Annotated in this window: 23 protein-coding genes; 12 read left to right on the forward strand and 11 right to left on the reverse strand. The window is 69.0% G+C overall.

The features are described 5' to 3' along the window. Positions 1-224: 224 nt before the first annotated feature. The 3 genes from ACZ60M_RS21305 (at position 225) to ACZ60M_RS21315 (ending at position 3,964) form a co-directional block, all read left to right on the forward strand. The gene (locus ACZ60M_RS21305; protein WP_465420596.1) at positions 225-932 is read left to right on the forward strand and encodes a hypothetical protein; all 708 of its coding nucleotides are present in this window, start codon (positions 225-227) and stop codon (positions 930-932) included. Positions 933-1,229: 297 nt separating this feature from the next. Then, complete coding sequence (locus ACZ60M_RS21310; RefSeq protein WP_465420598.1) at positions 1,230-2,201, forward strand: hypothetical protein; 972 nt, start codon at positions 1,230-1,232, stop codon at positions 2,199-2,201. A 389-nt stretch (positions 2,202-2,590) separates the two neighbouring features. After that, positions 2,591-3,964 carry an NCS2 family permease gene (locus ACZ60M_RS21315; RefSeq protein ID WP_465420600.1) on the forward strand — a complete coding sequence of 458 codons (1,374 nt, stop codon included), beginning with the start codon at positions 2,591-2,593 and terminating at the stop codon, positions 3,962-3,964. A 69-nt stretch (positions 3,965-4,033) separates the two neighbouring features. Here ACZ60M_RS21315 and ACZ60M_RS21320 read toward each other — a convergent pair whose 3' ends face one another. The 3 genes from ACZ60M_RS21320 to ACZ60M_RS21330 form a co-directional block, all read right to left on the reverse strand. After that, positions 4,034-5,224: an ABC transporter permease gene (locus ACZ60M_RS21320; RefSeq protein ID WP_465420602.1), complete on the reverse strand. Its 1,191-nt coding sequence runs from the start codon at positions 5,222-5,224 to the stop codon at positions 4,034-4,036. Next, positions 5,221-6,090, reverse strand: a complete 870-nt coding sequence (locus ACZ60M_RS21325; RefSeq protein WP_465420604.1) for an ABC transporter ATP-binding protein — start codon at positions 6,088-6,090, stop codon at positions 5,221-5,223. Before ACZ60M_RS21325 ends, ACZ60M_RS21320 begins: the two co-directional genes overlap by 4 nt. An 84-nt stretch (positions 6,091-6,174) precedes the next feature. After that, positions 6,175-7,383, reverse strand: coding sequence for a nitrate/nitrite transporter (locus tag ACZ60M_RS21330; protein ID WP_465420606.1), 1,209 nt, complete (start codon positions 7,381-7,383; stop codon positions 6,175-6,177). Between the two features lie 122 nt (positions 7,384-7,505). Between ACZ60M_RS21330 and ACZ60M_RS21335 the strand changes: the two genes are divergently transcribed. The 8 genes from ACZ60M_RS21335 to ACZ60M_RS21370 all read left to right on the forward strand — a co-directional run bounded on the left by ACZ60M_RS21335 (position 7,506) and on the right by ACZ60M_RS21370 (position 17,249). Next, positions 7,506-11,183 carry a nitrate reductase subunit alpha gene (locus tag ACZ60M_RS21335; RefSeq protein ID WP_465420608.1) on the forward strand — a complete coding sequence of 1,226 codons (3,678 nt, stop codon included), beginning with the start codon at positions 7,506-7,508 and terminating at the stop codon, positions 11,181-11,183. After that, positions 11,183-12,886 carry a nitrate reductase subunit beta gene (narH, locus tag ACZ60M_RS21340; RefSeq protein WP_465420610.1) on the forward strand — a complete coding sequence of 568 codons (1,704 nt, stop codon included), beginning with the start codon at positions 11,183-11,185 and terminating at the stop codon, positions 12,884-12,886. The genes ACZ60M_RS21335 and narH overlap by 1 nt, the downstream gene beginning before the upstream one ends. Continuing rightward, a complete protein-coding gene (narJ, locus tag ACZ60M_RS21345; RefSeq protein ID WP_465420612.1) occupies positions 12,883-13,503 on the forward strand; it encodes a nitrate reductase molybdenum cofactor assembly chaperone in 621 nt (206 codons plus the stop codon). Before narH ends, narJ begins: the two co-directional genes overlap by 4 nt. Beyond that, positions 13,500-14,246 (forward strand): respiratory nitrate reductase subunit gamma, encoded by a 747-nt coding sequence (narI, locus tag ACZ60M_RS21350; RefSeq protein ID WP_465420614.1) that lies wholly within the window; start codon positions 13,500-13,502, stop codon positions 14,244-14,246. Before narJ ends, narI begins: the two co-directional genes overlap by 4 nt. A gap of 18 nt (positions 14,247-14,264) precedes the next feature. After that, positions 14,265-14,912, forward strand: a complete 648-nt coding sequence (locus tag ACZ60M_RS21355; protein ID WP_465420616.1) for a hypothetical protein — start codon at positions 14,265-14,267, stop codon at positions 14,910-14,912. Positions 14,913-14,930: 18 nt separating this feature from the next. Beyond that, positions 14,931-15,353 (forward strand): phosphatase domain-containing protein, encoded by a 423-nt coding sequence (locus tag ACZ60M_RS21360; RefSeq protein ID WP_465420618.1) that lies wholly within the window; start codon positions 14,931-14,933, stop codon positions 15,351-15,353. 101 nt (positions 15,354-15,454) lie between these two features. Then, positions 15,455-16,672, forward strand: a complete 1,218-nt coding sequence (locus tag ACZ60M_RS21365) for an NAD(P)/FAD-dependent oxidoreductase (protein WP_465420619.1) — start codon at positions 15,455-15,457, stop codon at positions 16,670-16,672. Positions 16,673-16,847: 175 nt separating this feature from the next. Continuing rightward, on the forward strand, positions 16,848-17,249 hold the full coding sequence (locus ACZ60M_RS21370; protein WP_465420621.1) for an Hsp20/alpha crystallin family protein: 402 nt from the start codon (positions 16,848-16,850) through the stop codon (positions 17,247-17,249). Positions 17,250-17,287: 38 nt separating this feature from the next. Here the strand turns inward: ACZ60M_RS21370 and mgrA are convergent, their stop codons facing one another. The 4 genes from mgrA to ACZ60M_RS21390 form a co-directional block, all read right to left on the reverse strand. Then, a complete protein-coding gene (mgrA, locus tag ACZ60M_RS21375; protein WP_465420623.1) occupies positions 17,288-18,280 on the reverse strand; it encodes an L-glyceraldehyde 3-phosphate reductase in 993 nt (330 codons plus the stop codon). A 123-nt stretch (positions 18,281-18,403) separates the two neighbouring features. Then, complete coding sequence (locus tag ACZ60M_RS21380; protein ID WP_465420625.1) at positions 18,404-19,090, reverse strand: response regulator; 687 nt, start codon at positions 19,088-19,090, stop codon at positions 18,404-18,406. A gap of 12 nt (positions 19,091-19,102) precedes the next feature. After that, the gene (locus ACZ60M_RS21385) at positions 19,103-20,350 is read right to left on the reverse strand and encodes a sensor histidine kinase (protein WP_465420627.1); all 1,248 of its coding nucleotides are present in this window, start codon (positions 20,348-20,350) and stop codon (positions 19,103-19,105) included. 89 nt (positions 20,351-20,439) lie between these two features. Next, a complete protein-coding gene (locus tag ACZ60M_RS21390) occupies positions 20,440-21,192 on the reverse strand; it encodes a phosphoglyceromutase (RefSeq protein ID WP_465420629.1) in 753 nt (250 codons plus the stop codon). A 215-nt stretch (positions 21,193-21,407) separates the two neighbouring features. On the opposite strand from ACZ60M_RS21390, the gene ACZ60M_RS21395 reads away from it, so the two are divergent. Then, on the forward strand, positions 21,408-22,217 hold the full coding sequence (locus ACZ60M_RS21395) for a phytanoyl-CoA dioxygenase family protein (RefSeq protein WP_465420631.1): 810 nt from the start codon (positions 21,408-21,410) through the stop codon (positions 22,215-22,217). A gap of 9 nt (positions 22,218-22,226) precedes the next feature. On the opposite strand, the gene ACZ60M_RS21400 is transcribed toward ACZ60M_RS21395, so the two are convergent. From ACZ60M_RS21400 to ACZ60M_RS21415, 4 genes are all read right to left on the reverse strand, one after another. Further along, entirely contained in the window at positions 22,227-23,099 is an 873-nt protein-coding gene (locus ACZ60M_RS21400) for a N5-glutamine methyltransferase family protein (RefSeq protein ID WP_465420633.1), read from the reverse strand. A gap of 63 nt (positions 23,100-23,162) precedes the next feature. Then, positions 23,163-23,540: a RidA family protein gene (locus ACZ60M_RS21405; protein ID WP_465420635.1), complete on the reverse strand. Its 378-nt coding sequence runs from the start codon at positions 23,538-23,540 to the stop codon at positions 23,163-23,165. Positions 23,541-23,612: 72 nt separating this feature from the next. Further along, entirely contained in the window at positions 23,613-24,656 is a 1,044-nt protein-coding gene (locus ACZ60M_RS21410; protein WP_465420637.1) for a hypothetical protein, read from the reverse strand. After that, on the reverse strand, positions 24,653-25,105 hold the full coding sequence (locus ACZ60M_RS21415; RefSeq protein WP_465420639.1) for a hypothetical protein: 453 nt from the start codon (positions 25,103-25,105) through the stop codon (positions 24,653-24,655). The genes ACZ60M_RS21410 and ACZ60M_RS21415 overlap by 4 nt, the downstream gene beginning before the upstream one ends. Between the last annotated feature and the right edge of the window lie 48 nt (positions 25,106-25,153).

Here is a 25,153-nt window from a genome sequence, read left to right on the forward strand (position 1 = left end):
CCCCCCCCCCCCCCCCCCCCCCCCCCCCCCCCCCCCCCCCCCCCCCCCCCCCCCCCCCCCCCCCCCCCCCCCCCCCCCCCCCCCCCCCCACTGCCGTGTCCGCGTCCGTCTCCGTTACCGGATCGCGCTGCAACCCCAGGCGCACCACAGGCGTGATGGGAATGCCCATCGCGAATCCGGCACATTCGTTTCCATTTGGCAGACGGAAAACGGAGCACTTCCCCGTGGAACTCAAGCAATCCTTCAAGCAGGCGGGCCTCTTCGGCCTCGCCACGACCGCGGGCCTCCTCGGCTCGCTCGCGATCGCCTCGGCCGCGCAGGCCGCGATCGCCACGATCCCGATCAACGGCGGCAACGTGCCCACGACCGCCGAGGACTTCCAGAACTCCTGCGAGAACCTGCCCGGCGACATCGCGTCCGATGTCGACGGCTGGGTCTTCGTGCTCCCGGCCTCCGCCGGGGTCGAGGAGAACTTCATCTCCGTGACCGCGACCTTCGAGGACGGCAACGGCGACGAGCAGGTCCTCAGCACTGACGGCGACGGCGCGATCGTCTCCGGCTCGGGCGACAACAAGGCCTACATCCTCACTCCCGCGGGCTGGACCCTGCTGGACGCCGAGGCCGAGGTCGAGGACCCCGCCGAGGGCGCGTTCTTCAACCTCACCCACACCTGCCCGGGCACGCCGGGCGAGGAGGAGACCACCCCGGCCGAGGAGCCGTCCTCGCCCGGCGAGGAGTCCTCGACCCCGGGTTCGGAGTCCCCGAGCGAGAGCGGCACGCCCGGCGAGGCCTCGACCTCCCCGGTCGGCTCGAACCTGCCCGTCACCGGCACCCCGCTGACGATCGCCCTGGTCTCGGCCGCGGCGCTCGCCGCGGGCGGTGCCGCGCTGGTCATGTTCCTGCGCCGCCGCCGCGAGGCCCAGGACTGGTAGTCCGCTGAGGCGACCGGGAACCCACGCCCCGGTCGCAGCACCGATCCCTCGATACGACGCCCCCCGGTTCCCGGACCGGGGGGCGTCGTCGTGTTCGCCCGATACGGCAGGGGTTCGTGGCGCAGTTTCGCAGGTCAGCCTTTCGGTCGAGTGGGCAGTCAGCCGAAAAGGATGCAACGCGGCGGCCCTGACCTGCGTGAAGTGAACGCCCATCATCGAATACGGCTCCGCCGTAGGCGAAACGGTTGAAACCGGCGCGTTCGACCGTTCTGCCCGCTCGCATCATCGGAGAGACCCTTGAAATTCACACGCCGCCACAAGACCCTCGCCGCCGCAGCGGGCGCAGGTCTGGCGGGAGCCGTCGCGCTCGCGTTCGCGTTGCCCGCCCTTGCTACTGACTACGACACCATCCCGATCAACCAGGGCAACGTGCCTACGACCGCCGCAGGGTTCGAGAACCAGAGCTGCGACCAGGTCCCCGAGGACACCGCCGACTGGCTCGACGGCTGGGTGTTCGTGCTGCCCGGCAACAACGGCGCCTTCATCTCGGTGACCGCGACCTTCGAGGACGAAGCCGAAGTCGAGCACGTCGAACAGGGCACCGTCGTCACCAACGGAAACAGCGGCAACTACAAGCACGCCTACATCGTCACGCCTGCAGGCTGGACCCTCGTCGGCGCCGAAGCCGAGGTGGACTTCGGGGAAGGTAAGGGGACGGGGAAGTTCAACCTGACCCACACCTGCCCGGCCACTGAGGACGAGCCCGACGAGGAGACCACGAGCGCTGAGGAGACCACCTCGGCTGCGGAGGAGACGACTTCCGCAGAGGAGACGCCGAGCGAGGAGCCCACCACTTCCGCCGAGGAGACCACCTCCGCTGAGGAGACGCCGAGCGAGGAGCCCACCACTTCCGCCGAGGAGACCACCTCCGCTGAGGAGACCCCGAGCGAGGAGCCCACCACCTCTGAGGCGGCGACCACCTCGCCCGCCGTCGAGACCACTTCGCCCGGCGAAGCGTCCTCGAGCCCGGTGGACGAGTCGTCCAGCCCCGCTGAGGAATCGTCGAGCCCGGCCGAGTCGCCGTCCGAGTCCGCGCCGACCACGTCGAGCGCCGCACCGAGCGCGGCCGCGACCACCCCGGCCGGTTCCACGCTGCCGACCACCGGTTCCCCGCTCGTCTGGGTCCTGGCCGCGGCAGGGGTGCTGCTGGTGGCAGGTGCGGTGGTCCTCGTCCTCATCAGCCGCCGCAGCGGAGCCGAAGAGGCCTAGGGCCCGTTACCGAACTGTTATGCAACCGGCCGAGCGGCCGTCGCGTTTAGCAGTTGTCTCAGGGCAGGAAGCCCGATTCGTCGGGAAGAGACGTTGAACTACCGCCCGCTGCTTGACGGTGCGGTCCTTGTCGAGCCCCCGGAATCCTGCCACCGGGGGCTCGACCCTAAGTCGACGCCCCGGAGCCGTCCCCCCCTTGGCTCCGGGGCGTCGCTTGTTTTCCAGGTCATATCGTGCGCGTAAAACTCACATTCGCGGGACCCGAAGACTTTCTTAACCCCGGCGGACCCGGTACATTACCCGCAGGTTCAGTACCTGCCCCGTTACCCTGTTTCCCGAGGTGCCAGCTGCCCGGCATCGCACCACGCCCGCACAGGAGTGCCCGCCACATGGCAACTGACGCCACAGAAGAGAAGAAGGACGCGCCGCAGCCCGGCCGCCTCGACCAGTTCTTCGGGATGACCGAGAACAAGACCAACTGGAAGCGCGAGGTCCTCGCCGGGACCACGACCTTCCTCGCGATGGCGTACATCCTCGCCGTCAACCCCGGCATCCTCAGCTTCGCGCTGTCCGGTGCGGGCTTCGACGCGCCGAACCCGGGCGCGGTGTTCACCGCGACCGCGCTCGCCTCCGCGCTCGGCTGCCTCGTCATGGGCCTGTGGGCCCGCTACCCGATCGCGACCGCGCCGGGCATGGGCCTGAACGCGTTCTTCGCGTTCACCGTGGTCATGACGCTCGGCATCCCGTGGCAGACCGCGCTGACCGGCACGCTCGTCTCGGGCGTGCTGTTCTTCGTCCTCGCCGTCACCGGTGCGCGCGAGGCGATCGTGAACGCGATCCCGGCGCAGCTGAAGCTCGCGGTCGGCGCGGGCATCGGCCTGTTCATCGCGTTCATCGGCCTCAAGGGCGGCGGCCTCGTGGTCGCCAACCCCGACACGTTCGTGAGCATCGGCGACTTCTCCGACGGGGCCGTGCTGCTCACCGTGTTCGGCCTCATCGTGACCGCCGTGTTCATGGTCCTGGGCTGGAAGGGCGGCGTGTTCTACGGCATGCTCGCCACGCTGCTGGTCGGCGTCCTCACCGGCGTCATCGACTTCGAGCTCGCCGAGGGCTTCAGCCCGAACCTCGACTCGTTCGGCGCGGCCTTCACCGGCTTCGAGGACGCCTTCACCGTCCACATGATCGCGGTCATCCTGACCATGCTGTTCGTGGACTTCTTCGACACCGCCGGGACGCTGTTCGCCGTCGCGGGCCAGGCCGGTCTCGTCAAGGAGGACGGCAAGCTGCCGCGCGCGGGCCGCGCCCTCGCCACCGACTCGATCGCGACCACCGCCGGTGCCGTGTTCGGCACCTCGACGACGACCGCGTACATCGAGTCCACCGCGGGCGTCTCGGTCGGCGGCCGCACCGGCCTCACCGCCGTGACCACGGGCTTCTGGTTCCTCGTGTCGCTCGTGGCGTTCCCGGTGTTCGGCCTGGTGGCCAACAACCCCGAGGTTACCGCGCCCGCGCTCATCGTCGTGGGCGTGCTCATGGCGAAGGCGCTCGGCCAGATCGTGTGGGACAAGCTCGAGTACGCGATCCCCGCGTTCCTCATCGTGGCCGTGATGCCGCTGACCTACTCGATCTCGAACGGCATCGCGATGGGCCTGGTGTTCTTCCCGGTCATGATGGCCGCCAAGGGCCGCTGGAAGGAAGTGCACCCGATCGCCTGGGTGCTCATGCTCGCCTCGGTGGGCTACTTCCTGTTTTTGACTGAGTAGCGCTTGACTGAGTAAGCAGGACAAGCAGAAGGGCCCGGGATCGCCTCCCGGGCCCTTTCGCGTATCCGCTTACGCCGCGCGGCGCAGCGCCTCCGTCAGCTTCAGGCGCGAACCGGTGTAGAGCACTGAGCGCTTGTACAGCTGCGCGCCGAGCGCGAGGGCCCCGGCGGCGGCGAGCACGAGGAGCGCGATCGAGAGGGCGATCTCCCAGGCCGGGACCGTGCTGATCGCCATGCGGGTGGGCATGCAGATCGCCGAGAACGGCGGCACGATCGACAGGACCTGGGCGAGGGTGCTGCTGGGCGCGTTGAGCAGGAAGATCGACCCGACGTAGCTCAAGGTGAGCGACATGATGAGCGGGGTCAGGACCGATCCGGCCTCTTCTTGGCGGGAGACGAGCGAGCCGACGCCGCCCGCGAGCGTCCCGAAGAGGACGAGCGCGATGAGCCACCAGCCGATCGTGGAGACCGCCGCGGAGGCGGTGCCCGGCGGCAGGTCGCTGAGGACGCCGGTGGAGGCGGAGACGGCGAGGCCGACGCCGACCATCGCGACGAGGTTCACGAGCGAGATCACGCCGAGGCCGATGACCTTGCCGCCCAGGAGCTGCCAGGGCTTGAGGCTGGTCAGCAGGATCTCGACGATGCGGCTGGACTTCTCCTCGACGACGCCCATGGCGATGTACTGCACCGGGGTCATGAGCATCATGAACATGATGATGGAGATGACCAGGCCCGTGAGGTAGCTCGTGCCCTGGTCGACGTCGCCTTCGAGCGACACGGCCTCGAGCGGCTTCGTGGTGAGCGCGGTCGCGATCTCGGCGTCGCTGAGCCCGGCCGCCGAGAGGTTGGTCTGGATCGTCGCGGCCTGCCAGGCGGCGTCGAGCTGGCTTTCGAGCGAGGTGTCGACGGCGTCCTCGCTGTAGAGCGTGCCGTCGGCGACGGCCGCGTCCACGTCGCCGTCCTTGACGCCGGCCTCGGCTTCCGCGGCCGTGTCGTACATGGTGATGTCGAAGCCGCCCATGGCTTTCAGCTGGGCTTCCATGGCGGGCGCGGCGGTCCCGGCGAGGCCGATCTTCTCGTCGCTGCTGCCGCCGCCGAAGCTGTTGAGGATGGTCGGCAGGGCCGCGAGCGCGCCGACGATGACGACGGTGACGATGAGGCTGATGATGTTCGACTTCGCGAGGCCGCGCACGCGGATCTCGCGTCCGGCCACGAGCATGAGCCCGCGCATGCGGGAGGCCTCGGGGATCTGGGCGCTCATCGGGTCACGGCCTCTCGGAAGATCTCGGCGATGGTGGGCTGGTCGTACGCGAAGTGGGTGACGCGCCCGGCGGCGGCGGCGATGCGCAGCACCTCCTGGTCGTCGCCGTCTTCCACGAGGTAGTCGTCGCCGTCGCGGGTGACGGTGCCGGGCAGCGCCTCCGTGAGGTCCTGGGCGGTCTGGACGCTCACGCGCAACTGCTTGACCTCCTTGGCCTTCAGCTCGTCGACCGATCCGGCGGCGATGATCGTGCCGTTGCCGATGATGACGACGGAGTCGCAGAGCCGCTCGATGAGGTCGAGCTGGTGGCTGGAGAAGATGACGGGCGCGCCGTCGGCGGCGCGGTCCTTCAGTGCGGTGCCCATGACGTCGACGGCGAGCGGGTCGAGGCCGGAGAACGGCTCGTCGAGGATGAGCGCTTCGGGGTCGTGCACGAGGGAGACGGCGAGCTGGACGCGCTGCTGGTTGCCCAGGGACAGGTCCTGTACGAAGTCGCCGGAGCGCTCGGTGAGGTTCAGCTGCTCCAGCAGTGCGGCCGCGGAGCGTTTGGCTTCGGCGCGGGTCATGCCGTGCAGTTCGCCGAAGTACGCGATCTGCTCGCCGGTCTTCATCTTCGGGTACAGGCCTCTTTCCGAAGGCATGTAGCCGAACCGGCGGCGGGCCTCGACGTCAAGCGGCGCTCCGTTGTAGACGATCTGTCCGCTGTCGGCGGCGAGGACGCCCATGGCGATCCGCATGGTGGTGGTCTTCCCGGCGCCGTTCGCGCCGACGAACCCGACGACTTCACCGGGGGCGGCGGTGAGCGAGACCCCGTCGAGCGCAACGGTGTCGCCGAACCGCTTGTGCAGGTCCTTGATTTCGAGCATGCCCCCACCCTAGGACGCGGAGCGGGCCGGTTCCTCCGTCTTGAGAGGGATTCCGGCCCGGCCGCGTTCATTCGCGAGGACTAATCAGGTCGGCTTCGGGACGTTCCGGAACGCCTTGAACGTGAACAGCCCGACCAGGACCGCCGTGACGGCGAGCAGCAGCAGGCCGATCGTGTAGTCCCCGTTGGCCTGGTAGTTCGCGCCCATGATGAGCGGCGGGAAGTAGCCGCCGAGGCCGCCCGCCGCGCCGACGATCCCGGTGACGCCGCCGACGCGGGCCGGGTCGACGAGCTCGGCGACGAGCGCGAACACGCCGCCGGTGCCCAGGCCCAGGAACAGGGCCATGAGGACGAACGAGGTCCCGGCCGGGACCTCAAGGGGCGGTTCGAAAGACAGGAGCACGGCCATGACCGCCGCCCCGAAGAACGAGGTGAGGCAGACCTTGAGCGGCCCGACCTTGTCCGAGAGGATGCCGCCCGCCGGGCGGGCGATGACGGCGGCGAGGCTGAACCCGGCCGTGCGCAGGCCCGCGTCGGTCTGCGAGAGGCCGTACTCGGCCACGAGCATCGTCGGCAGGTAGGTCGAGAACGCGACGAAGCCGCCGAACGCGATCGCGTACAGCAGCGACATCTGCCACGTGACCTTGAGTTTCATGACGGCTTTCAGGCGCGGCAGGGCAGGGTCGCGGGCGGGCCGCCACTGCGGGGCGTTGCGCGCGAACGTCCACGTGACCACGCCCATCACGGCCAGCGCGCCGCACATGAGCAGGTGGGTCGGCAAGAGCCCCATGCCTTCGACGAGCCGGGGCGTGAAGAACGCCGAGAGCGCGGTGCCGCCCATGCCCGCGCCGAAGATCCCGGTCGCGAAGCCGCGCTTCGCGGGCGGGTACCAGGCGTTGACGAACGGGATGCCGACCGCGAACGAGGTGCCTGCGATACCGAGCAGGAACCCCGAGACCAGCAGGGCCGCATACGAGTTGCCGGATAGCCCCACCAGGAGCACGGGGACGATCGCGATGAAGCAGGAGGCGGTGAGCATGACGCGGCCGCCGAGCTTGTCGGTGAGGATGCCGGCCGGGATGCGCCCGACGGCGCCCACGAGCACGGGGAACGCGACGAGGACCGAGACCTGCGTCGGGTCGAGGTCGAGCCGGTCGCCGTAGGTCTTCGACAGCGGCCCGATGAGGTTCCACGCCCAGAACGTCAGCGCGAACGCGGCGGTCGCGAGCGCCAGGTTCCTCCCGGCGCCGCGCTGCACGTCGGTCTGCTGCGCGGCGGTTGCGGCACTGGTCATCGCGGTTCCCTCCCCGTTCAGGGCCTCGGCCGGGCCCGTGCACAGTATGCCGATTCGTCCTCTTCGGAGGCGTGAAAGCGCCTAATCTGGGCCCGGACCGCACCCCGACCCGAGGAGCAGCGATGGCACAGCACCGAGCGGCGGCGCCTGAGCGCGCGGCCGGGAACCTGCTCCTGCGCACGGGCGTCCACCTCACCCGCTCGAAGTCCACTGAGGACATGCGGGCGGTGTTCAAGGAGGGCGGCCGCGAAGGGGACGTGTTCTACCGCGACCGCTGGAGCCACGACAAGGTCGTGCGCTCCACACACGGCGTCAACTGCACCGGCTCGTGCTCGTGGAACGTGTACGTCAAGGACGGCATCATCACCTGGGAGACCCAGGCGACCGACTACCCCTCGGTCGGCCCCGACCGCCCCGAGTACGAGCCGCGCGGCTGCCCGCGCGGGGCCGCGTTCTCCTGGTACACCTACTCGCCCACGCGCGTGCGCTACCCGTACGGGCGCGGCGTCCTCGTCGAGATGTTCCGCGAAGCCAAAGCGCGCCTTGGCGATCCGGTCGCGGCCTGGGCCGAGATCACCACCGACCCCGAGAAGCGCCGCCGCTACCAGTCCGCGCGCGGCAAGGGCGGGCTCGTGCGCATCACCTGGGACGAGGCGGTCGAGATCGCGGCCGCCGCGCACGTCCACACGATCGGCGCGTACGGCCCCGACCGGGTCGCCGGGTTCAGTCCGATCCCGGCGATGTCGCAGGTCTCGCACGGCGTGGGCGCCCGCTTCGTGAACCTCCTCGGCGGCTCGATGCTGTCCTTCTACGACTGGTACGCCGACCTTCCCGTGGCGTCGCCGCAGGTCTTCGGCGACCAGACCGACGTGCCGGAGTCGGGGGACTGGTGGGACGCGGCGTACCTGATGCTGTGGGGCTCGAACGTTCCCGTGACGCGGACCCCGGACGCGCACTGGATGGCCGAGGCCCGCTACCGGGGCCAGAAGGTCGTCACCGTCGCCCCCGACTACAACGACGCCGCGAAGTTCGCCGACGAGTGGCTCAATCCGCACCCGGGCACCGACGGCGCTTTGGCGATGGCGATGGGCCACGTGATCCTCAAGGAGTTCTTCGTCGATCAGCGCACGGAGGCCTTCGACGCCTACGTGCGCAAGTACACCGACCTGCCGTTCCTGGTCGAGCTCGTCGAGCGCGACGGCCGCCTCGTCCCCGGCAAGTTCCTGCGCCGCGACGCCCTGCCCGGCGAGGAGCCGTACGCGGAGTGGAAGCCGGTCTTCATCGACGAGCGCTTCGGGGACCCGCGCGCCCCGCACGGCACCCTCGGCCACCGCTGGGACGAGGAGCGGCCGGGCAAGTGGAACCTCGCCCTGGAGGGCGCCGAGCCGCTGCTGAGCTGCTACGAGGAAGGAGGCGAGACGGCCGCGATCGCGTTGCCGCGCTTCGACGGCAACGGCACCACGACGATGCGCGGGGTCCCGGTCCGGCGGGTCGCGGGCCGCCTGGTCACCACCGTCTTCGACCTGCTGCTGGCCCAGTACGGCGTCGCGCGTCCGGGCCTGCCCGGGCTGTGGCCGTCGGGCTACGACGACGCGTCGCAGCCGTGCACGCCCGCCTGGTCGGAGTCGATCACCTCCGTGCGGGCCGACCGCACCATCCGCATCGCCCGCGAGTTCGCCGCCACCGCAAGGGATTCGGGCGGCCGGGCGATGATCGTGCTCGGCGCGGGCACGAACCAGTGGTTCCACGGCGACACGATGTACCGCGCGTTCCTCACCCTGCTGCTGCTCACCGGCTGCCAGGGCAAGAACGGCGGCGGCTGGGCCCACTATGTCGGCCAGGAGAAGTGCCGGACCCTGACCGGTTGGGCCGCATACGCATCGGCGATGGACTGGACGCGCCCCGCGCGGTTCATGGCCGCGACCCCGTACTGGTACCTGCACACCGACCAGTGGCGGTACGACACCTACAAGTCGGACGCGCTGACTTCGGCTACAGGCCCTGGCCGCCTGGCAGGCACCCACACGGCCGACCTCGTCGCGGCCTCGGCCCGCATGGGCTGGATGCCGTCGTATCCCACGTTCAACCGCAACCCGCTGCTCCTCACCCAGGAGGCCCGCGAGGCCGGGCTCGAACCGGCCGCCTACATCGCCCGCGAGCTCGCCTCCGGCGACCTGCGCTTCGCGTGCGAGGACCCTGACGCGCCCGAGAACTGGCCGCGCGTCCTCACTGTGTGGCGCGCGAACCTGTTCGGCTCCAGCGCGAAAGGCGACGAGTACTTCCTCAAGCACCTGCTCGGCACCCAGGACTCCGTGCAGGGCAGGGAAGCGGGCCCGGCCGACCGCCCCGACGACGTCGTCTGGCACGGGCAAGCGCCCCAAGGGAAACTCGACCTGCTGCTCTCCATGGACTTCCGCATGACGAGCACGACGCTGCTCTCCGACATCGTGCTCCCGGCCGCCACCTGGTACGAGAAGCATGATCTGTCCACAACAGACATGCATCCGTTCGTGCACGCGTTCTCGCCCGCGATCGACCCGCCCTGGCAGGCCCGCACCGACTTCGAGTCGTTCCACGCGCTCGCCCGCCGCTTCTCCGAACTCGCCGAGACCCACCTCGGCACCGCCACCGACCTCGTCGCCGCCCCGCACCAGCACGACACGCCAGGGGAACTCGCCCAGCCCGGCGGCATCGCCCCCGACTGGAAGGCCGCAGGCGTCCCGCCCGTCCCCGGCAAGACGATGCCCGCGATCATCAGCGTCGAACGCGACTACCCGGCCGTCGCCGAGAAGATGGCCGCGCTCGGGCCCCTCGTCAAGACCCTCGGCCTGCCCGTCAAAGGCGTCACCTTCACTCCCGACAAGGAAGTGGACTGGCTGGCCGCCCGCAACATGACCGTCGCCGTCGGCCCCGCCGCGGGCCGACCGCGCCTCGACACCGACGTCAAGGTCTGCGAGACCATCCTGGCGCTCTCCGGCACCAGCAACGGACGCCTTGCCGCCCAGGGCTTCGAACGCCTCGCCGCCCGCGTCGGCACCGACTTCGACGAGTTGATCCACGGCTCCGCCGAGCGCCGCGTCGTCTTCTCCGACACCCAGCACGGGCCCACGCCCGTCGGGTCAAGCCCCGAATGGTCCGGCAAGGAGGCGCACGACCGCCGCTACTCGCCCTTCACCATCAACGTCGAGCACGACAAGCCCTGGCACACCCTCACCGGCCGCCAGCACTTCTTCCTCGACCACGACTGGATGCACGAGTTCGGCGAGGCCCTGCCCGTCTACCGGCCGCCGCTCAACATGGCCGCGCTCTTCGGAGAGCCCGAGATCGGCCCGACAGGGGAGAAGGCCGTCGCCGTCCGGTACCTCACCCCGCACTCCAAGTGGTCCATCCACTCCGAGTACCAGGACAACCTGCTCATGCTCACGCTCTCGCGCGGCGGCCCCAACATCTGGATGAGCCCGCAGGACGCCGAAGCCATCGGCGCCAAGGACAACGACTGGGTCGAAGCGGTCAACCGCAACGGCGTGGTCGCCGCCCGCCTCGTCGTCTCCCACCGGATGCCGCAAGGGACGGTGTACATGTACCACGCGCAGGAACGAGTGGTCGACGTCCCGAAAACGGAAACGACCGGCAAACGCGGCGGCATCCACAACTCCCTCACCCGCCTCCTCGTCAAACCCACCCACCTCATCGGCGGGTACGCGCAGTTCTCCTACGCGTTCAACTACATCGGCCCCACCGGCAACCAGCGCGACGAGGTCACCGTCGTCCGCAAGCGCACCACGGAGGTCCAGTACTGATGGCACAGCGCATCGGCAAAGTCATGGCGCAGGTCGCCATGGTCATGAACCTCGACAAGTGCATCGGCTGCCACACTTGCTCCGTCACCTGCAAGCAGGCCTGGACCAACCGCGGCGGCGTCGAGTACGTCTGGTTCAACAACGTCGAGACCCGCCCCGGCCAGGGCTACCCGCGCCGCCACGAGGACCAGGACCGCTGGCAGGGCGGCTGGAAGCGAACGGCCGCAGGCAGACTCAAGCCCCGCGCCGGAGGCCGCCTCAAGAAGCTCGCGACGATCTTCGCCAACCCGAAGATGCCGTCCATCCAGGACTACTACGAGCCCTGGACGTACGACTACGAGCACCTCGTCTCCGCCCCGCTCGGCGACGACATCCCCGGCGCGCGGCCCCGCTCGCTCCTCACCGGCGACCCGATGCAGATCAAATGGTCCGCGAACTGGGACGACGACCTCGCCGGCGGCGAAGAGCTCGGCTCGCAGGACCCGATCGTGCAGAAGATCGGCGACAAGGTCAAGTTCGAGTACGAGCAGAGCTTCATGTTCTACCTGCCGCGCATCTGCGAGCACTGCCTCAACCCCAGCTGCGTCGCGTCCTGCCCGTCCGGCGCGATGTACAAGCGCGCCGAGGACGGCATCGTCCTCGTGGACCAGGACAAGTGCCGCGGCTGGCGCATGTGCGTCACCGGCTGCCCCTACAAGAAGGTCTACTTCAACCACAAGACCGGCAAGGCCGAGAAGTGCACGCTCTGCTACCCGCGCGTCGAGGTCGGCATGCCCACGGTCTGCTCCGAGACCTGCGTCGGGCGCCTGCGCTACCTCGGCGTCGTCCTCTACGACGTCGAACGCGTCGGCAAAGCGGCCGCTGTGAAGGACGAGCAGGACCTCTACCCGGCCCAGCTCGACGTCTTCCTCGACCCCGACGACCCCGAAGTGCAGGCAGCCGCCCTGCGCGACGGCATCCCGCAGCGCTGGATCGACTCGGCCCGCCGCTCACCGGTGTACATGCTGGCCAAGCGGTTCCGCGTCGCCCTGCCGCTCCATCCGGAGTACCGGACGATGCCGATGGTCTGGTACATCCCGCCGCTCTCGCCCGTCGTCGACGCCCTGAGCGAGACCGGCCACGACGGCGAGGACGCGGCCAACCTCTTCGCCGCCGTCGACACGCTGCGCATCCCGGTCGAGTACCTGGCTGAGCTGTTCACCGCAGGCGACGTCGAACCCGTGAAATCGGTGCTGAACAAACTGGCGGCGATGCGCGCGTACATGCGCCGCCTCAACCTCGGCGAGCAGCCCGACGAGACCATCGCCGAAGCGGTCGACCTCACGGGCAAGGACATCGAGGAGATGTACCGCCTCCTCGCCATCGCCAAATACGACGACCGGTACGTCATCCCCACCGCCTACGGCGTGGACGAGGGCGACCGCGGCGTCATCGACGAGATCGGCTGCTCCCTCGACTTCGAGGGCGGCCCCGGCATGGGCGGCCCCTTCGGCGAGGCCTCCGGCACGCCGCAGCCCGCGAGCGTCGAGACGTTCCACGCCCTGCGCGACCGCCAGACCAGCGACGACTCCGCAGGCGCGGCCCGCCGCTTCAACCTCCTCAACTGGGACGGCAACGGCAGACCACCGGGATTGTTCCCGGAACGGGACCAGAAGCGCCGCCCCGACCGCGACCGCCAGGACCAGAACGAGGAGGCGAAGTGAACGAGGCCGTGATCCGCCAGGCCGCCGCGATGCTCCTGTGCTACCCGGACCAGCAGTTCTACAGACACCTCGACCTAGTCGAAAACGCACTGGCAGAACAAGAACCAACGAGCCTCGACGCATTCTGCAAGCACGCCAGGCGAACCGGCGAACTCGACCTCGGCGCCGAATACGTCAGGACCTTCGACCTGAAGCGCCGCAGGGCGCTCCACCTCACCTACTACACCGACGGCGACACACGACGACGCGGCCACGCGCTGGCCCGGATCAAGGAGACCTATGCGGCCTGCGGATGGCACCTCGACCCCGGCGAACTCCCCGACCACCTGGCGGTGGTCCTTGAATTCGCGGCCAGAGGCGATGCCGTCCAAGGACTGCGGCTGCTCCAGTCCTTCCAGCCCGCCGTCGAACTGCTGCGCGCCGCCCTCCACGACTCCGGCAGCGCTTACGCCGCTGTCCTCGATGCCGTGGCCGCAACCCTCCCGCCCTCCGACGAAGCCCGCCGCGAGGCCACGCGAATGGCCGCCGCAGGACCCCCGGTCGAGGACGTAGGGCTCGACCCTTACGGCAGCAAGGTCTCACTCGGTATGCCCGTGGCGATGGGAGCCAAGCGATGAGCGACCCGAAGACCCTCGACTACCTGCTCTGGGGCGCGCTGCCCTACGTCGTGCTCGCGGTCCTGATCGGCGGCACGCTCTGGCGCTACCGCTACGACCGCTTCGGCTGGACCACCCGCTCCTCGCAGCTCTACGAGTCCCGCATCCTGAGGATCGCCAGCCCGGTATTCCACTTCGGACTGCTCGTGGTCATCATCGGCCACGTAGTAGGCCTGCTCATCCCGGAAACCTGGACCGACGCCGTGGGTGTCACCAAGGACATGTACCACTTGACCGCCCTTTCCCTGGGCGCCATCGCAGGCGTGACCACCCTCGGCGGCATCGCCCTCCTCATCTGGCGCCGCCGCACCAACGGCCCGGTCTTCAGTGCCACCACCGTCAACGACAAGGTCATGTACCTCGTCCTCGTCGCCGTGATCCTCGCGGGACTGTCGACAACCCTCCTCTCAGCGGTAGCAGGTCTCAACGGCACCCACGAGGTCGACTACCGCGAGACCGTCTCCCCCTGGTTCCGCAGCATCTTCATCCTCCGACCCGACGTCACCGCCATGACCGCCGCTTCCGGAGCCTTCAAACTCCACGCCCTCATCGGCCTGACCCTGTTCGCGCTCTTCCCCTTCACACGCCTCGTCCACGCCTTCAGCGCCCCCGTCTGGTACCTCTTCCGCCCCTACGTCGTCTACCGCACCCGGGGCAAGGAGCCCACCCCTGCGACCCGCCCCGTCCGCAGGGGCTGGACCTAGCCCGCTACGTTCAACCCCATGCACCGCAACGAACCCGAGCTCTTGCGCCACGTGTACTGGATCGGAGGCGGCAGCGGCGCAGGCAAGTCGACCGTCGCCGCGGCACTCGCCGAACAGTACGGTCTGCGGCTCTACGGGACCGACGAGTCGATGCGGGACCACACCCTGAGGACCACCGCCGCCGAAGCGCCCCGCCTCCACGAGTTCGCGGGCATGACCATGGACGAGCGCTGGCTGGACCGTTCGCCCGAAGTCATGTTCGAGACGTTCCACTGGTTCCGGGGCGAGGCCTTCCACCTGATCGTCGAGGACCTGCTGGCGATGCCGACCGACCGGGGGATCGTCGTCGAAGGCTTCCGGCTCCTGCCGCACCTGGTCGCGCCGCTGCTCGCCGACCCGCGCCGGGCCGTGTGGCTGCTGCCGAGCCCCGAATTCCGCGCCTTCGCGGTCGACAAGCGGTCCAACGAAAACGGACGACCGCGGTTCATCGACCAGACCAGCGATCCCGAACGCGCGGGCCGGAACCTCGCCGAGCGCGAGCGCCTGTTCGCCGACCGGCTGCGGGCCGAGACCCGCGACCTCGGGCTGCAGACCATCACCGTCGACGCGGCTGTGCCCGAAAGCGAATCGGTCCGCCGCACGGCCGCGCTCCTCGGCCTCGCCTGACCCCTTGGAAGGAACCCCATGCCCCAGGTCGTGATCGTCGACATCGACGGGACCGTCGCCCTCCGCCTCGGCGAGAACCCCCGGAAGCCCTACGCGTTCAACAGGGTCGGCGAGGACGCACCGAACCCTGCGGTCATCGCGGTCGTGCAGGCGCTGGCCCAAGCCGGGCACAAGATCGTCTTCCTCTCAGGCCGCGACGAGGTGTGCCGCGCCGACACCCTCACCTGGCTCAAACGGCACATGGCCCTGACCGACATCGAGCTGTACATGCGCAAATCGGGCGACAGCCGCCGCGACGCCACCGTCAAACGCGAGCTCTACGACGCCCACCTCGCCCACCGCGACATCCTCTGCGTCCTCGACGACCGCGACCAGGTCGTCCGCATGTGGCGCGAAGACCTGAACCTCACCTGCCTCCAAGTCGCCTACGGCGATTTCTGACCGCCGCGCTGCCGAATCCGCGAGTGGATTCGGGCCTGGTGGGAATCCGGGTGGGAGGTCCTCGGACGCGGGAGAATGGGGCCGAGTTGCGGGAGGTTGTCGTGGGAAGTGCGCCGTATGTGATCGTCGGGGGCGGCCTGGCCGCGTCGAGGGCTGCGCAGACGCTGCGTGACGAGGGGTTCGAGGGCGGGCTCGTGGTCGTCACGGGGGAGGCGCACCGGCCGTACGAGCGGCCGCCGCTGTCGAAGGACTATCTGCGGGGCGAGGCGGACCGGTCGGCGGTGTTCACCGTTGACGAGAGCTGGTACGAGCAGAACGCCGAGCTGCGGACCGGGGAGCCCGCGACCGGGTTGAACGCCGGGGCGAAGCGGCTGGCGCTGGCGGACGGGTCGACCGTCGACTACGGGAAGCTCTTGATCGCGACCGGGTCGAGCCCGAGGCCGCTGCCGATTCCCGGCGCGGACCTGCAGGGGGTGCACCTGCTTCGCACCGTGGAGCAGTCGGACCTGCTGCACGCCGCGATCAAGGACGCCGAGCGCGTCGCGATCGTCGGCGACGGCTGGATCGGCCTGGAGGTCGCCGCCTCAGCCAGGCAGCTCGGCCGCGAGGTCACCTTGTTCGGGCTCGGCGCGCAGCCGCTCGAACGCGTGCTCGGCCCCGAGATGGGTATGGTCTTCGGCCGCCTGCACACCGATCACGGCGTGGAGCTGCTGCGGCGCACGCAGGTCGCGAAGATCCTCGGCGAGGACGGGAAAGCGGTCGGCGTCGAGACCGAGTCCGGGCGGCGCGTCGCCGCCGACGTCGTGCTCCTGGCGGTCGGCGCGACGCCGAACACCGGCCTGGCCGTCGAGGCCGGGATCAACCTGCGTCCCAACGCACTCGGCGGCGGCATCGCCGTCGACGGGACGCTGCGCACGAGCGCCCCGGCGGTGTGGGCCGCCGGTGACGTCGCGAGCATCCCGTCCGTCCGCTACGGGCGGCCGATCCGCGTGGAGCACTGGCAGACCGCTCTCGACACCGGCCCGCACGCCGCGAAGGCGATGCTCGGCGACGAGACTCCGTACGACAAGTTGCCGTACTTCTACACCGACCAGTACGACCTCGGCATGGAGTACCTCGGGTTCGTGTCCGGCCCCGACGCGTACGACGAGGTCGTGGTGTCCGGTTCGCTCGAGGACCTGGAGTTCGTGGCGTTCTGGACCAAGGGCGGCCGCGTGCTCGCGGGCATGGCCGTGAACACCTGGGACCGGGTCGCCGAGATCGAAGCGCTCATCCGCGGCGGCGAAGCCGACACGGCGGCGCTCGAGTCGTTCCGCTGAAGAACGGCGCATCCGGGCCGTTCGCGGACCGATCCCCGGGCGGGCGGTTAGCCCGCGCCGCCGCAGGGAATCCCACGGTTGCGCGCGGACCACGGGGGTGCGCGCGGCGATGCGAGGGGGATCAGCGATGACACAGTTGCCGGTACGGAGGAGCGCGCTGGAACGGGCCGACCCGATGAGCCTGATAGACGACTTCTCCGCCTACATGAGCCGCATGATGGGCCCGCACTTCTCGCCGCTCGACACCGGCGAGGGAGCCTGGACGCCGCTGGCGGACGTGAGCGAGAACGCCGAGGCGTACCACGTCGACGTCGAGCTGCCGGGTGTCGCCCGCGAGGACATCATGGTCGACATCGAGGGCCAGGAGCTCACGGTGACCGGCGAGTTCCACCGGGAGGACCACGGTGACGGCACCGGCCGCCGCTCGTCGCGGCGCGAGGGCCGCTTCGAGTTCGGGCTGCGCATGCCGCACGCGGTCGACGCCGCGAGGTGCGAGGCCGAGCTGACGGACGGGGTCCTGTGCCTGACGGTCCCGAAGACCGCGTCCGAGGGGCACCGGAAGATCGAGATCAAATGAGTATGCGGGCCGCCCCGGGTGGGGCGGCCCTTTCACGCTTACCCGATCGAGAGCTTGTCGATCGCGGTGAGCTCGTCTTCGCTGAAGCCGAGGCCCTTGATCGCGTCCACGTTGTCTTCGAGCTGCTTGACGCTGCTGGCGCCGATGATGACGCTGGTCATGCGCGCGTCGCGCAGGGCCCAGGCGAGGGCGGTCTGGGCGAGGGTCTGGCCGCGTTCGGCGGCGATCGCGTTGAGGCCGGTGACGCGGTCGAGCGTGGCCTGGTCGAGGCGGTCCTCGTTGAGGAAGTGGCTGGTGGCCATGCGCGAGTCCCCGGGGATGCCCTTGAGGTACCGGTCGGTGAGCAGGCCCTGTTCGAGGGGGCTGAAGACGATGCAGCCCGCGCCGACCTCTTCGAGCGCGTCGAGCAGGTGGTCGTCCTCGATGCGGCGGTCGAACATCGAGTAGCGCGGCTGGTCGATCAGGAGCGGCGTGCCGAGGTCCCTCAGGATCGCGGCGGCGGCCCTGACCTGCTCGGACGTGTAGTTCGAGACGCCCACGTAGAGGGCCTTGCCGGAGCGCACGATCGCGTCGAGCGCGCCCATGGTCTCCTCGAGCGGGGTGTCGGGGTCGGGCCGGTGGTGGTAGAACACGTCCACATAGTCCAGTCCGAGGCGCCCGAGCGACTGGTCGAGCGAGGCGATGAGGTTCTTGCGCGAGCCCCATTCGCCGTACGGGCCCGGCCACATGTAGTACCCGGCCTTGGAGGACACCACGATCTCGTCGCGGTAGGCCTTGAAGTCCTGCGCGAAGATCCGCCCGAAGTTCTCCTCGGCGCTCCCGGCGGGCGGGCCGTAGTTGTTCGCGAGGTCGAAGTGCGTGACGCCGAGGTCGAAGGCGCGGCGCAGGATCGCGCGCTGCGTCTCGATCGGCCGGGTGTGGCCGAAGTTGTGCCACAGGCCGAGGGAGATCGCGGGGAGCTTCAGGCCGCTGCGTCCCGAGCGGCGGTAGGGCATGGTCTCGTAGCGGTCGTCCGCGGCAAGGTAAGTCACGAGTGCAGCCTAACCCGTCTGGAAAGCGGTCTCATACCCTCGGCGACGCTTGCGAGCCGTAAATTTGCAGGGCCTCGGCGAAGGGTGAACGCCGGGTGCCGGGCCAAGGTGAACGCGAGGTGTCTAGGCGTGCGGGTCGAACTTGTAGCCGAGGCCGCGCACGGTGACGAGATGGCGTGGTTTGCCCGGTTCGGGCTCGATCTTGGAGCGCAGGCGCTTGACGTGGACGTCGAGGGTCTTGGTGTCGCCCACGTAGTTCGCGCCCCAGACGCGGTCGATGAGCTGGCCGCGGGTGAGCACGCGCCCGGCGTTGCGCAGCAGCATCTCCAGCAGTTCGAACTCCTTGAGCGGCAGCTGCACGTCGCCGCTGTTCACGGTGACGGTGTGGCGGTCGACGTCCATGCGGACCGGCCCGGCCTCCAGGACGGTGACGATCGGGTCGTCGGGCTCGGCCGAGCGGCGCAGGACCGCGCGGATGCGGGCCACGAGCTCGCGGGACGAGTAGGGCTTGGTGATGTAGTCGTCCGCGCCCAGCTCCAGGCCCACCACCTTGTCTACTTCGGAGTCGCGGGCGGTGACCATGATGATCGGGACGTTCGAGTGCGCCCGCAGCTCGCGGCACACTTCGGTGCCCGACTTCTCCGGCAGCATCAGGTCGAGCAGGACCACGTCGGCCCCGGCGCGCTCGTACTCCTTGATGGCGGCGTCGCCGTCGGCGGCCACGGCCACCTCGAAGCCCTCCTTGCGGAGCATGTAGGAGAGGGCATCGGAGAACGATTCCTCGTCTTCAACTACGAGCACGCGGGTCACGAGTGAACCTTTCTACAGGCCGGCTTGCTGGGTGTTTCCGATTGCATCCGATTCCGGTGCCGTGGCGTCGGACGGAAGGGAACGAGCAGGCAACATCAAGGTAAACACTGATCCGGCTTCGGGCATACTGGACACTTCGACCCTACCTCCGTGATTGACCGCCACGTGCTTGACGATCGCCAGGCCGAGGCCGGTGCCGCCGGTCGAACGCGACCGGGCCGCGTCCACCCGGTAGAACCGCTCGAAGATCCGGTCCAGCTCCTCGGCGGGGATGCCGATCCCCTGGTCGCGTACGGCGATGCACACCATCTTGACACCCGCCAGGTGCCCCGTCGGGGAGGCGATCGAGGTGGACACCTCGACCGTGGTGTCCTCAGGTGAATAGGAGATGGCGTTGCCCACGAGGTTCTTCACCGCGGTGACGAGCTGCGGCTCCGAACCGAGCACTTCCGCGCCCCGAACGCCCGAGTAGGTGAGCTCGATGCCCTTCTCCTCGGCCGAGATGCGGGTCTGGTCGAAGGCCTCGGCGACGATCCGGTCGACCTCCACGGGCTCCGGGTCGGGCAGCTTCTCCGCGCCCTGCAGCCGCGACAGCTCCAGCAGGTCCGTGACCAGGTGGTTCATGCGCTTCGACTCGGACTGGATGCGGGCGGCGAACCGCGCGGACGCGTCCGGGTCCTCCGCGGCGTCCTTCAGCGCCTCGGCGAGGATCTGCATCGCGCCCACCGGGGTCTTCAGCTCGTGGCTGATGTTCGCGACGAAGTCGCGGCGCACCCGCTCGACGCGGTGCAGCTCGGAGATGTCCTGGAACTCGGCCACCGAGACGCCGTCGGGCAGCGGCGTGATCCGCACGCTCACCGCGCTCGGCTCGCCCATGACCTGCTTCGGGACCTCGATCTCGGCGTCCCGGTACCGCCCGGAGCGGCGGGCCTGCGCGAGCAGCGCCCGCAGCGTCAGCGAGACGATCTCGTGGTCGTCCACCAGGCCCAGGTCGCGGGCGGCCCGGTTCGTGTAGAGGACGCGGTTGTGGTCGTCGACCAGGCACACGCCGGTGCGCAGCAGGTCGGTCGCGGCCTCCCACGGGCGGGAGTCGGCGACGGGGGCGGGGCGGACTTCGGGGCGGGGAGTGCCGCGGTGCCGGGTGCGCAGGAGCGCGGAGGCGGCGGCGCCGAAAGCGGCTCCCGCGGCCAGACCGGTGAGGACGCGACCTGCGCTTCTGCGCAGACTGTCCAGCGGCGGCGACGAATCGTTGTGGGCCACGCCCCCAGCGTAAGACCGAAACGGCCCGGCGTCGAACGCCGGGCCGTAACGAATGTCACCCCTTGTTAACGCAGGGTGCACGTTTTGACTTATTTCTTGCCTTGTGCGGCCACCGCGGCCGCCGCTTCGGCCGCGGCCTCGGGGTCGAGGTACTCCCCGCCCTTGACCGTCGGCTTCAGGGTGGTCTCGTCCAGCTCGTACCGCAGCGGCATACCCGTGGGGATGTTCAGCTTCACGACGGCCTCGTCGCTCATGCCGTCCAGGTGCTTCACGAGCGCCCGCAGCGAGTTGCCGTGCGCGGCGACCAGCACGGTCTTCCCGGCGCGCAGGTCCGGGACGATCCCGTCGTACCAGTAGGGGAGCATCCGCTCGAGGACGTCCTTCAGGCACTCGGTGCCCGGCAGGATCTCGGGCGCCAGGTCCGCGTACCGCGCGTCGCCGTCCTGCGCGAACTCCGAACCGGCCTCGATCACGGGCGGCGGCACGTCGTACGAGCGGCGCCAGGTCATGAACTGCTCCTCGCCGTACTCGGCGAGCGTCGCGGCCTTGTCCTTGCCCTGGAGCGCACCGTAGTGGCGCTCGTTCAGGCGCCAGGAGCGCTTCACGGGAATCCAGGAGCGCCCGGCCTCGGCCAGCGCCAGCTCGGAGGTGTTGATGGCGCGGCGCAGCAGCGAGGTGTGCACGACGTCGGGGAGCAGGTCGGCCTCGGCGAGCAGCCGCCCGCCGCGGCGGGCCTCGTCCTCGCCCGACGCCGACAGCTTCACGTCGACCCAGCCGGTGAACAGGTTCTTGGCGTTCCATTCGCTTTCGCCGTGGCGAAGCAGCACGAGAGTAGCGGTCATGCCCCCTATCCTGCCGTGCCGCGCCCTGCCCTGCCGCCCGGTCGGCGCACAGGTGTGGCGGGCGTCGCCCGGTGCCGTTTCGGGCGCCTGCTGCTCCGGTGGCTGTCCGACCGCTCGGTGTCCTTGATCTGACGCCCGCGGCTCGTTCCCCGGTTCCTTTGCGGCGCTTAAAGTCGAGCTGTCGGTCATGTGAGCGTGCCGGAGGAGCGATGCCCATGCGGGAGTTGCGCGGATTCGCGCGGGAGACCTATCAGGGCCTGTTCACGACGCTGCCGTTCCTTCCGGCGAGATGGTCGAGCTACCGGCGGGTCGGGCCGCGCTCCGCTGCGCCGGGGCTCGAACGCCACCTTGCGGCGCTGCGGCGCGACGGGGCGGTGCTGATCCCCGGTTTCCTGCCGCAGGAGACGGTCGCCGCGATGCGCCGGGCGGTTCCCGAGATCGCCGAGTTCTCGGTCTCCCCTGAAGGCGACAAATCGCTCTTCTATCCGGAGGCGGACCGTGTCGAGGGCCTGTCTCCGTTCTTCGGCAACGCGGATGTCCGCGCCATCGCCAAGGCCTACATCTCCTCCGAGGCCTTCGCGCTGCGGCGAACGATCGGGCTGAAGCGCGAGCAAGGCGATCACCTGACCTTTGAGCGGTTCTTCCATATGGACACGTGGAAGCCGCGCATGAAAGCCTTCCTCTACTTGAACGACGTAGGGCCGCAGAACGCCCCGACGGTCTACCTGAGGGGAAGCCACCGGGGATTCTGGCGGAGGCATGCCGAGGCCCGGATCTGGCGCTACTACGTCACGAACGAGGGCGGCTTCGCCGGTGACGACGAACGGTTCTACTTGGGCACCTTCCTGCCCCACCAGGTCGCGCAGCTGCGGCGCGACCACGGATTCGAGGACCTGGTCTGCACGGGTGCCGCTGGCAGCCTGCTGATCTTCGACGGCCGGGGGCTGCATCGCGCATCAGCGCTCGAGGCGGACGAGCGGCTCATTCTGACCAGCTACTGGATCCACCCGGGGCAGCACACCTGAGCGCGGCGTTCAGCGGGGCTTTCTGGCCGCGAGCACGCGCGGAATCCCCGCGTCGTCGGGTTCGAGCGCGATCGCGACGAACCGCTCTTCCGCGTATCGCCCGATCGCGTGCATCTGGCTGGTGGCGGTTTCGAGGAGCAGTGCACCGGCCGGTGCCAATCGCTGCCCGGCCGCGTCGAGTACCTTGCGCGCCAGGCCGAGTCCGTCGGTGCCGGTTCCGAGGATCGCGGCCGGAGGGTCCTGGGAGAGTTCCTGCCAGCGGGCGTTCCGTTCGGGCGCGACGAGATACGGCGGATTGGAGACGATGAGGTCGAACGGTCCCTCGGCGGCATCGAGCACATCGGTGCGCACGAAGTCGATCCGGTCGAGGTGCCCGTATCGGGCCGCGTTGCGCCGGGCGGTGTCGAGCGCTTCGGCGGAGCGGTCGGTCGCCACGACTTCGGCACGCTCGCCGAGATGTTCGAGGAGCACGATCGCGAGGTTGCCGCTGCCGGTGCCGACATCGGCGATCCGCAGGGGCCGGTCCAGGAGGTCCGCGAGTTCGAGCGCGGCGGTGACGGCGCAGCGGGCGAGCGTCAGCGTGGTCCGCTCGCGCGGGACGAAGACTCCCGGGCCGACTTCGAGGTCGAGGCCCATGAACGACACGGTTCCCGTCAGGTGCGCGATGGGTATGCCTTTGCAGCGCAAGCCGAGCAGCCGCCGGAACTCTGCTACCGCGTCCATGGAGGCAGGTGGTTCGCGGAACGGGTGCGCGCGGGGCCAGACCGCCTGGAACAGCGCCATGGCGTCTTCGTCTGCGGTGGCGATGCCGGATCGGTTGATCGCGTCGACGGCTTCGCAATAGAGTTCGGATGCCCAGGAGAGGGTCACACCTCGGCTCATCTGCCGGACTCCTGGACTCGGTGTCCTGACGATCGCGGGCGAGTGCCGCTCCCGGGCATCCGGCTACTCGACGACGGCAAGGCCGTCGAGTTCGATGAGCATGCCCTCCGGCAGTCCGACGTAGACCGTGGTCCGCGCGGGGGCCGTCTCGGGCATGAATTCGGCGAGCACTGAGTTCATGACCGGGAAGTCGGCGGTGTCGGTCAGGTAGATCCGGATCATCACCACGTCCTCGAAGGACGCTCCGGCTTGGTCCAGCACTGCGCGCATGTTCTTGAGCGCCTGCTCGGCTTGCGCCTTGAGGCCTTCGAGCAGGGTCCCGCTGTCGGGATCGATGCCCACTTGCCCGGCGAGCGCGAGGATATTGCCTTTCTTGACCGCTTGCGAGTAAGGTCCTGCCGGCGGCGGGGCTTGCTCGGTCGCGTAACTGACGGATTTCATTTCCCTCCAATGAATGGCAGTGCGAGTATGCGATTGAGTCTAGAGGTCGGTCGACGAGGAATAATGACGGCACTACAGGCGTCGCCACCGCTCAGCGAATGTGTCGGCGATATCCGGCTGTATGGCACGCGGGTACGAAGAGAAATCCTCGAATAGCGATCTTGCCTGACGCGCCTTCTGCTTCCAGTGGGCGCGATCGGCGTTCGCGATGATGTCCTGGAACGCCGTCATGAACTCTTCTATGGTCTTGTAAATGCCCTGGCGGCCGATCAGCGCGTCCTGAGCGAGCGCGATGGCGTCGGCGGTGCCCCGGTCGCCGCTGAAATACGGCTCTCCGTCGATCAGCGCGAATGAATTCGGACCGGCCCGCGCGAACACCTCCATGTTCACGATTGCATTGTCGGAGTTGAAGGCGAGATAGTCCTCGTCGTATACGGTGATGACTTCGATCCCCAGTTCCTCGAAGGAGAAGAGGAGCTTGATGAACTGCGGGTCGTGGATGTCTTCGAGCGTGTAGACGGCGATTCGGCGTGATCGCGTGCGGTAGGCCCGGATGAGCTCCGCCTGGTTGGCGAGGTAGACGAATCCCTCTTTGGAGAACCAGAACGGCATCTCGGACCGGCGTGTCATGGCCTCGAACCGCTCGTGCGGGCTCACGTAATCCGAGCTGTGCGAGCTGTACCAGAGTTCGGAGGCCTCCATGCCGCCGAATGCGGTGGCCACCGTGAGCAGGCTCGACGGGGTTGCGACGCAGAGCGGGTGGAAATCGGCGGAGACGCTGAGTTTGAACTTCCGCATCGACCGCGAGTAGGTCTCCGGGCAGAGCAGGGTCTCTCCGACCGCACGCCCCGGGAGCAGTGCGAAATGGCAGTACATGTCATAGAACACCGGTCGGACGGAATCGTTGAAGGAGCCGACCGTGAGAATGTAGCGCCCCGCTCTTCTGGACCGGATGAGCTCGGTGATCTCGTCGAGCTTCTCGAAATAGCGGTCGGAGGGGAACAGGAGGAGCACTCCGTTGATGATCGGGAGCGATCGGCCTTCGGTCAGCGCGCTGAGATTCCCGATCAGCTGATCATCGGCATCGAGCCCTAGGACGCCGACGCAGGCGATCACGGCTGCTGCCCTGACTCGGTTCTCGGCGCTGGCGCGCTCAGTTCCCGCAATGCCTCGTGCTGCGCGGCGGCTTCTCTTTGCAGGATCTCTCTGTTGATCTCGCGCAACGCGATCCGCTTTGAAAGGCCGTCGAGGTTCGCGATCCTCGCGGACTGCTCCTGAAGGTACAGGACAATGTCATTGTGATGCTGGAGGCTCTCGGTGATCCTGAGGTTTCGCGCGAGAGCGAAGGCGAGCGCGCCGATCGCTCCCGCGATGGTCACTGTGAAACCGTAGACCCGTTCCTGGCCGAGAAGATGGAAGACCGAACTGTCGGGAAGAACAGCTAGGACCGCGCACACTGCGATCATGAATCGGAGCGCCAAGGCGAACCGGTAGAGCCTTGCCGATTTCTTCCTGTATCGCTCCGAGAGCTGGCGGAGCTCTTCGAGTACATCTGGATCCGACACGGATCGCCCCAGGGGTGTAAAGGCTTCGAATACAAGGTTGCGACCGAT

The sequence above is a fragment of the Glycomyces sp. NPDC050141 genome (assembly GCF_055586545.1).

Coding starts and splice junctions, on each gene's coding strand:
- ACZ60M_RS21315 (WP_465420600.1), top strand. CDS start 2,591: ATGGCAACTGACGCCACAGAAGAGAAGAAGGACGCGCCGCAGCCCGGC.
- ACZ60M_RS21320 (WP_465420602.1), bottom strand. CDS start 5,224: ATGAGCGCCCAGATCCCCGAGGCCTCCCGCATGCGCGGGCTCATGCTC.
- ACZ60M_RS21325 (WP_465420604.1), bottom strand. CDS start 6,090: ATGCTCGAAATCAAGGACCTGCACAAGCGGTTCGGCGACACCGTTGCG.
- ACZ60M_RS21330 (WP_465420606.1), bottom strand. CDS start 7,383: ATGACCAGTGCCGCAACCGCCGCGCAGCAGACCGACGTGCAGCGCGGC.
- ACZ60M_RS21335 (WP_465420608.1), top strand. CDS start 7,506: ATGGCACAGCACCGAGCGGCGGCGCCTGAGCGCGCGGCCGGGAACCTG.
- narH (WP_465420610.1), top strand. CDS start 11,183: ATGGCACAGCGCATCGGCAAAGTCATGGCGCAGGTCGCCATGGTCATG.
- narI (WP_465420614.1), top strand. CDS start 13,500: ATGAGCGACCCGAAGACCCTCGACTACCTGCTCTGGGGCGCGCTGCCC.
- ACZ60M_RS21355 (WP_465420616.1), top strand. CDS start 14,265: ATGCACCGCAACGAACCCGAGCTCTTGCGCCACGTGTACTGGATCGGA.
- ACZ60M_RS21360 (WP_465420618.1), top strand. CDS start 14,931: ATGCCCCAGGTCGTGATCGTCGACATCGACGGGACCGTCGCCCTCCGC.
- ACZ60M_RS21370 (WP_465420621.1), top strand. CDS start 16,848: ATGAGCCTGATAGACGACTTCTCCGCCTACATGAGCCGCATGATGGGC.
- ACZ60M_RS21390 (WP_465420629.1), bottom strand. CDS start 21,192: ATGACCGCTACTCTCGTGCTGCTTCGCCACGGCGAAAGCGAATGGAAC.
- ACZ60M_RS21395 (WP_465420631.1), top strand. CDS start 21,408: ATGCGGGAGTTGCGCGGATTCGCGCGGGAGACCTATCAGGGCCTGTTC.
- ACZ60M_RS21400 (WP_465420633.1), bottom strand. CDS start 23,099: ATGAGCCGAGGTGTGACCCTCTCCTGGGCATCCGAACTCTATTGCGAA.
- ACZ60M_RS21405 (WP_465420635.1), bottom strand. CDS start 23,540: ATGAAATCCGTCAGTTACGCGACCGAGCAAGCCCCGCCGCCGGCAGGA.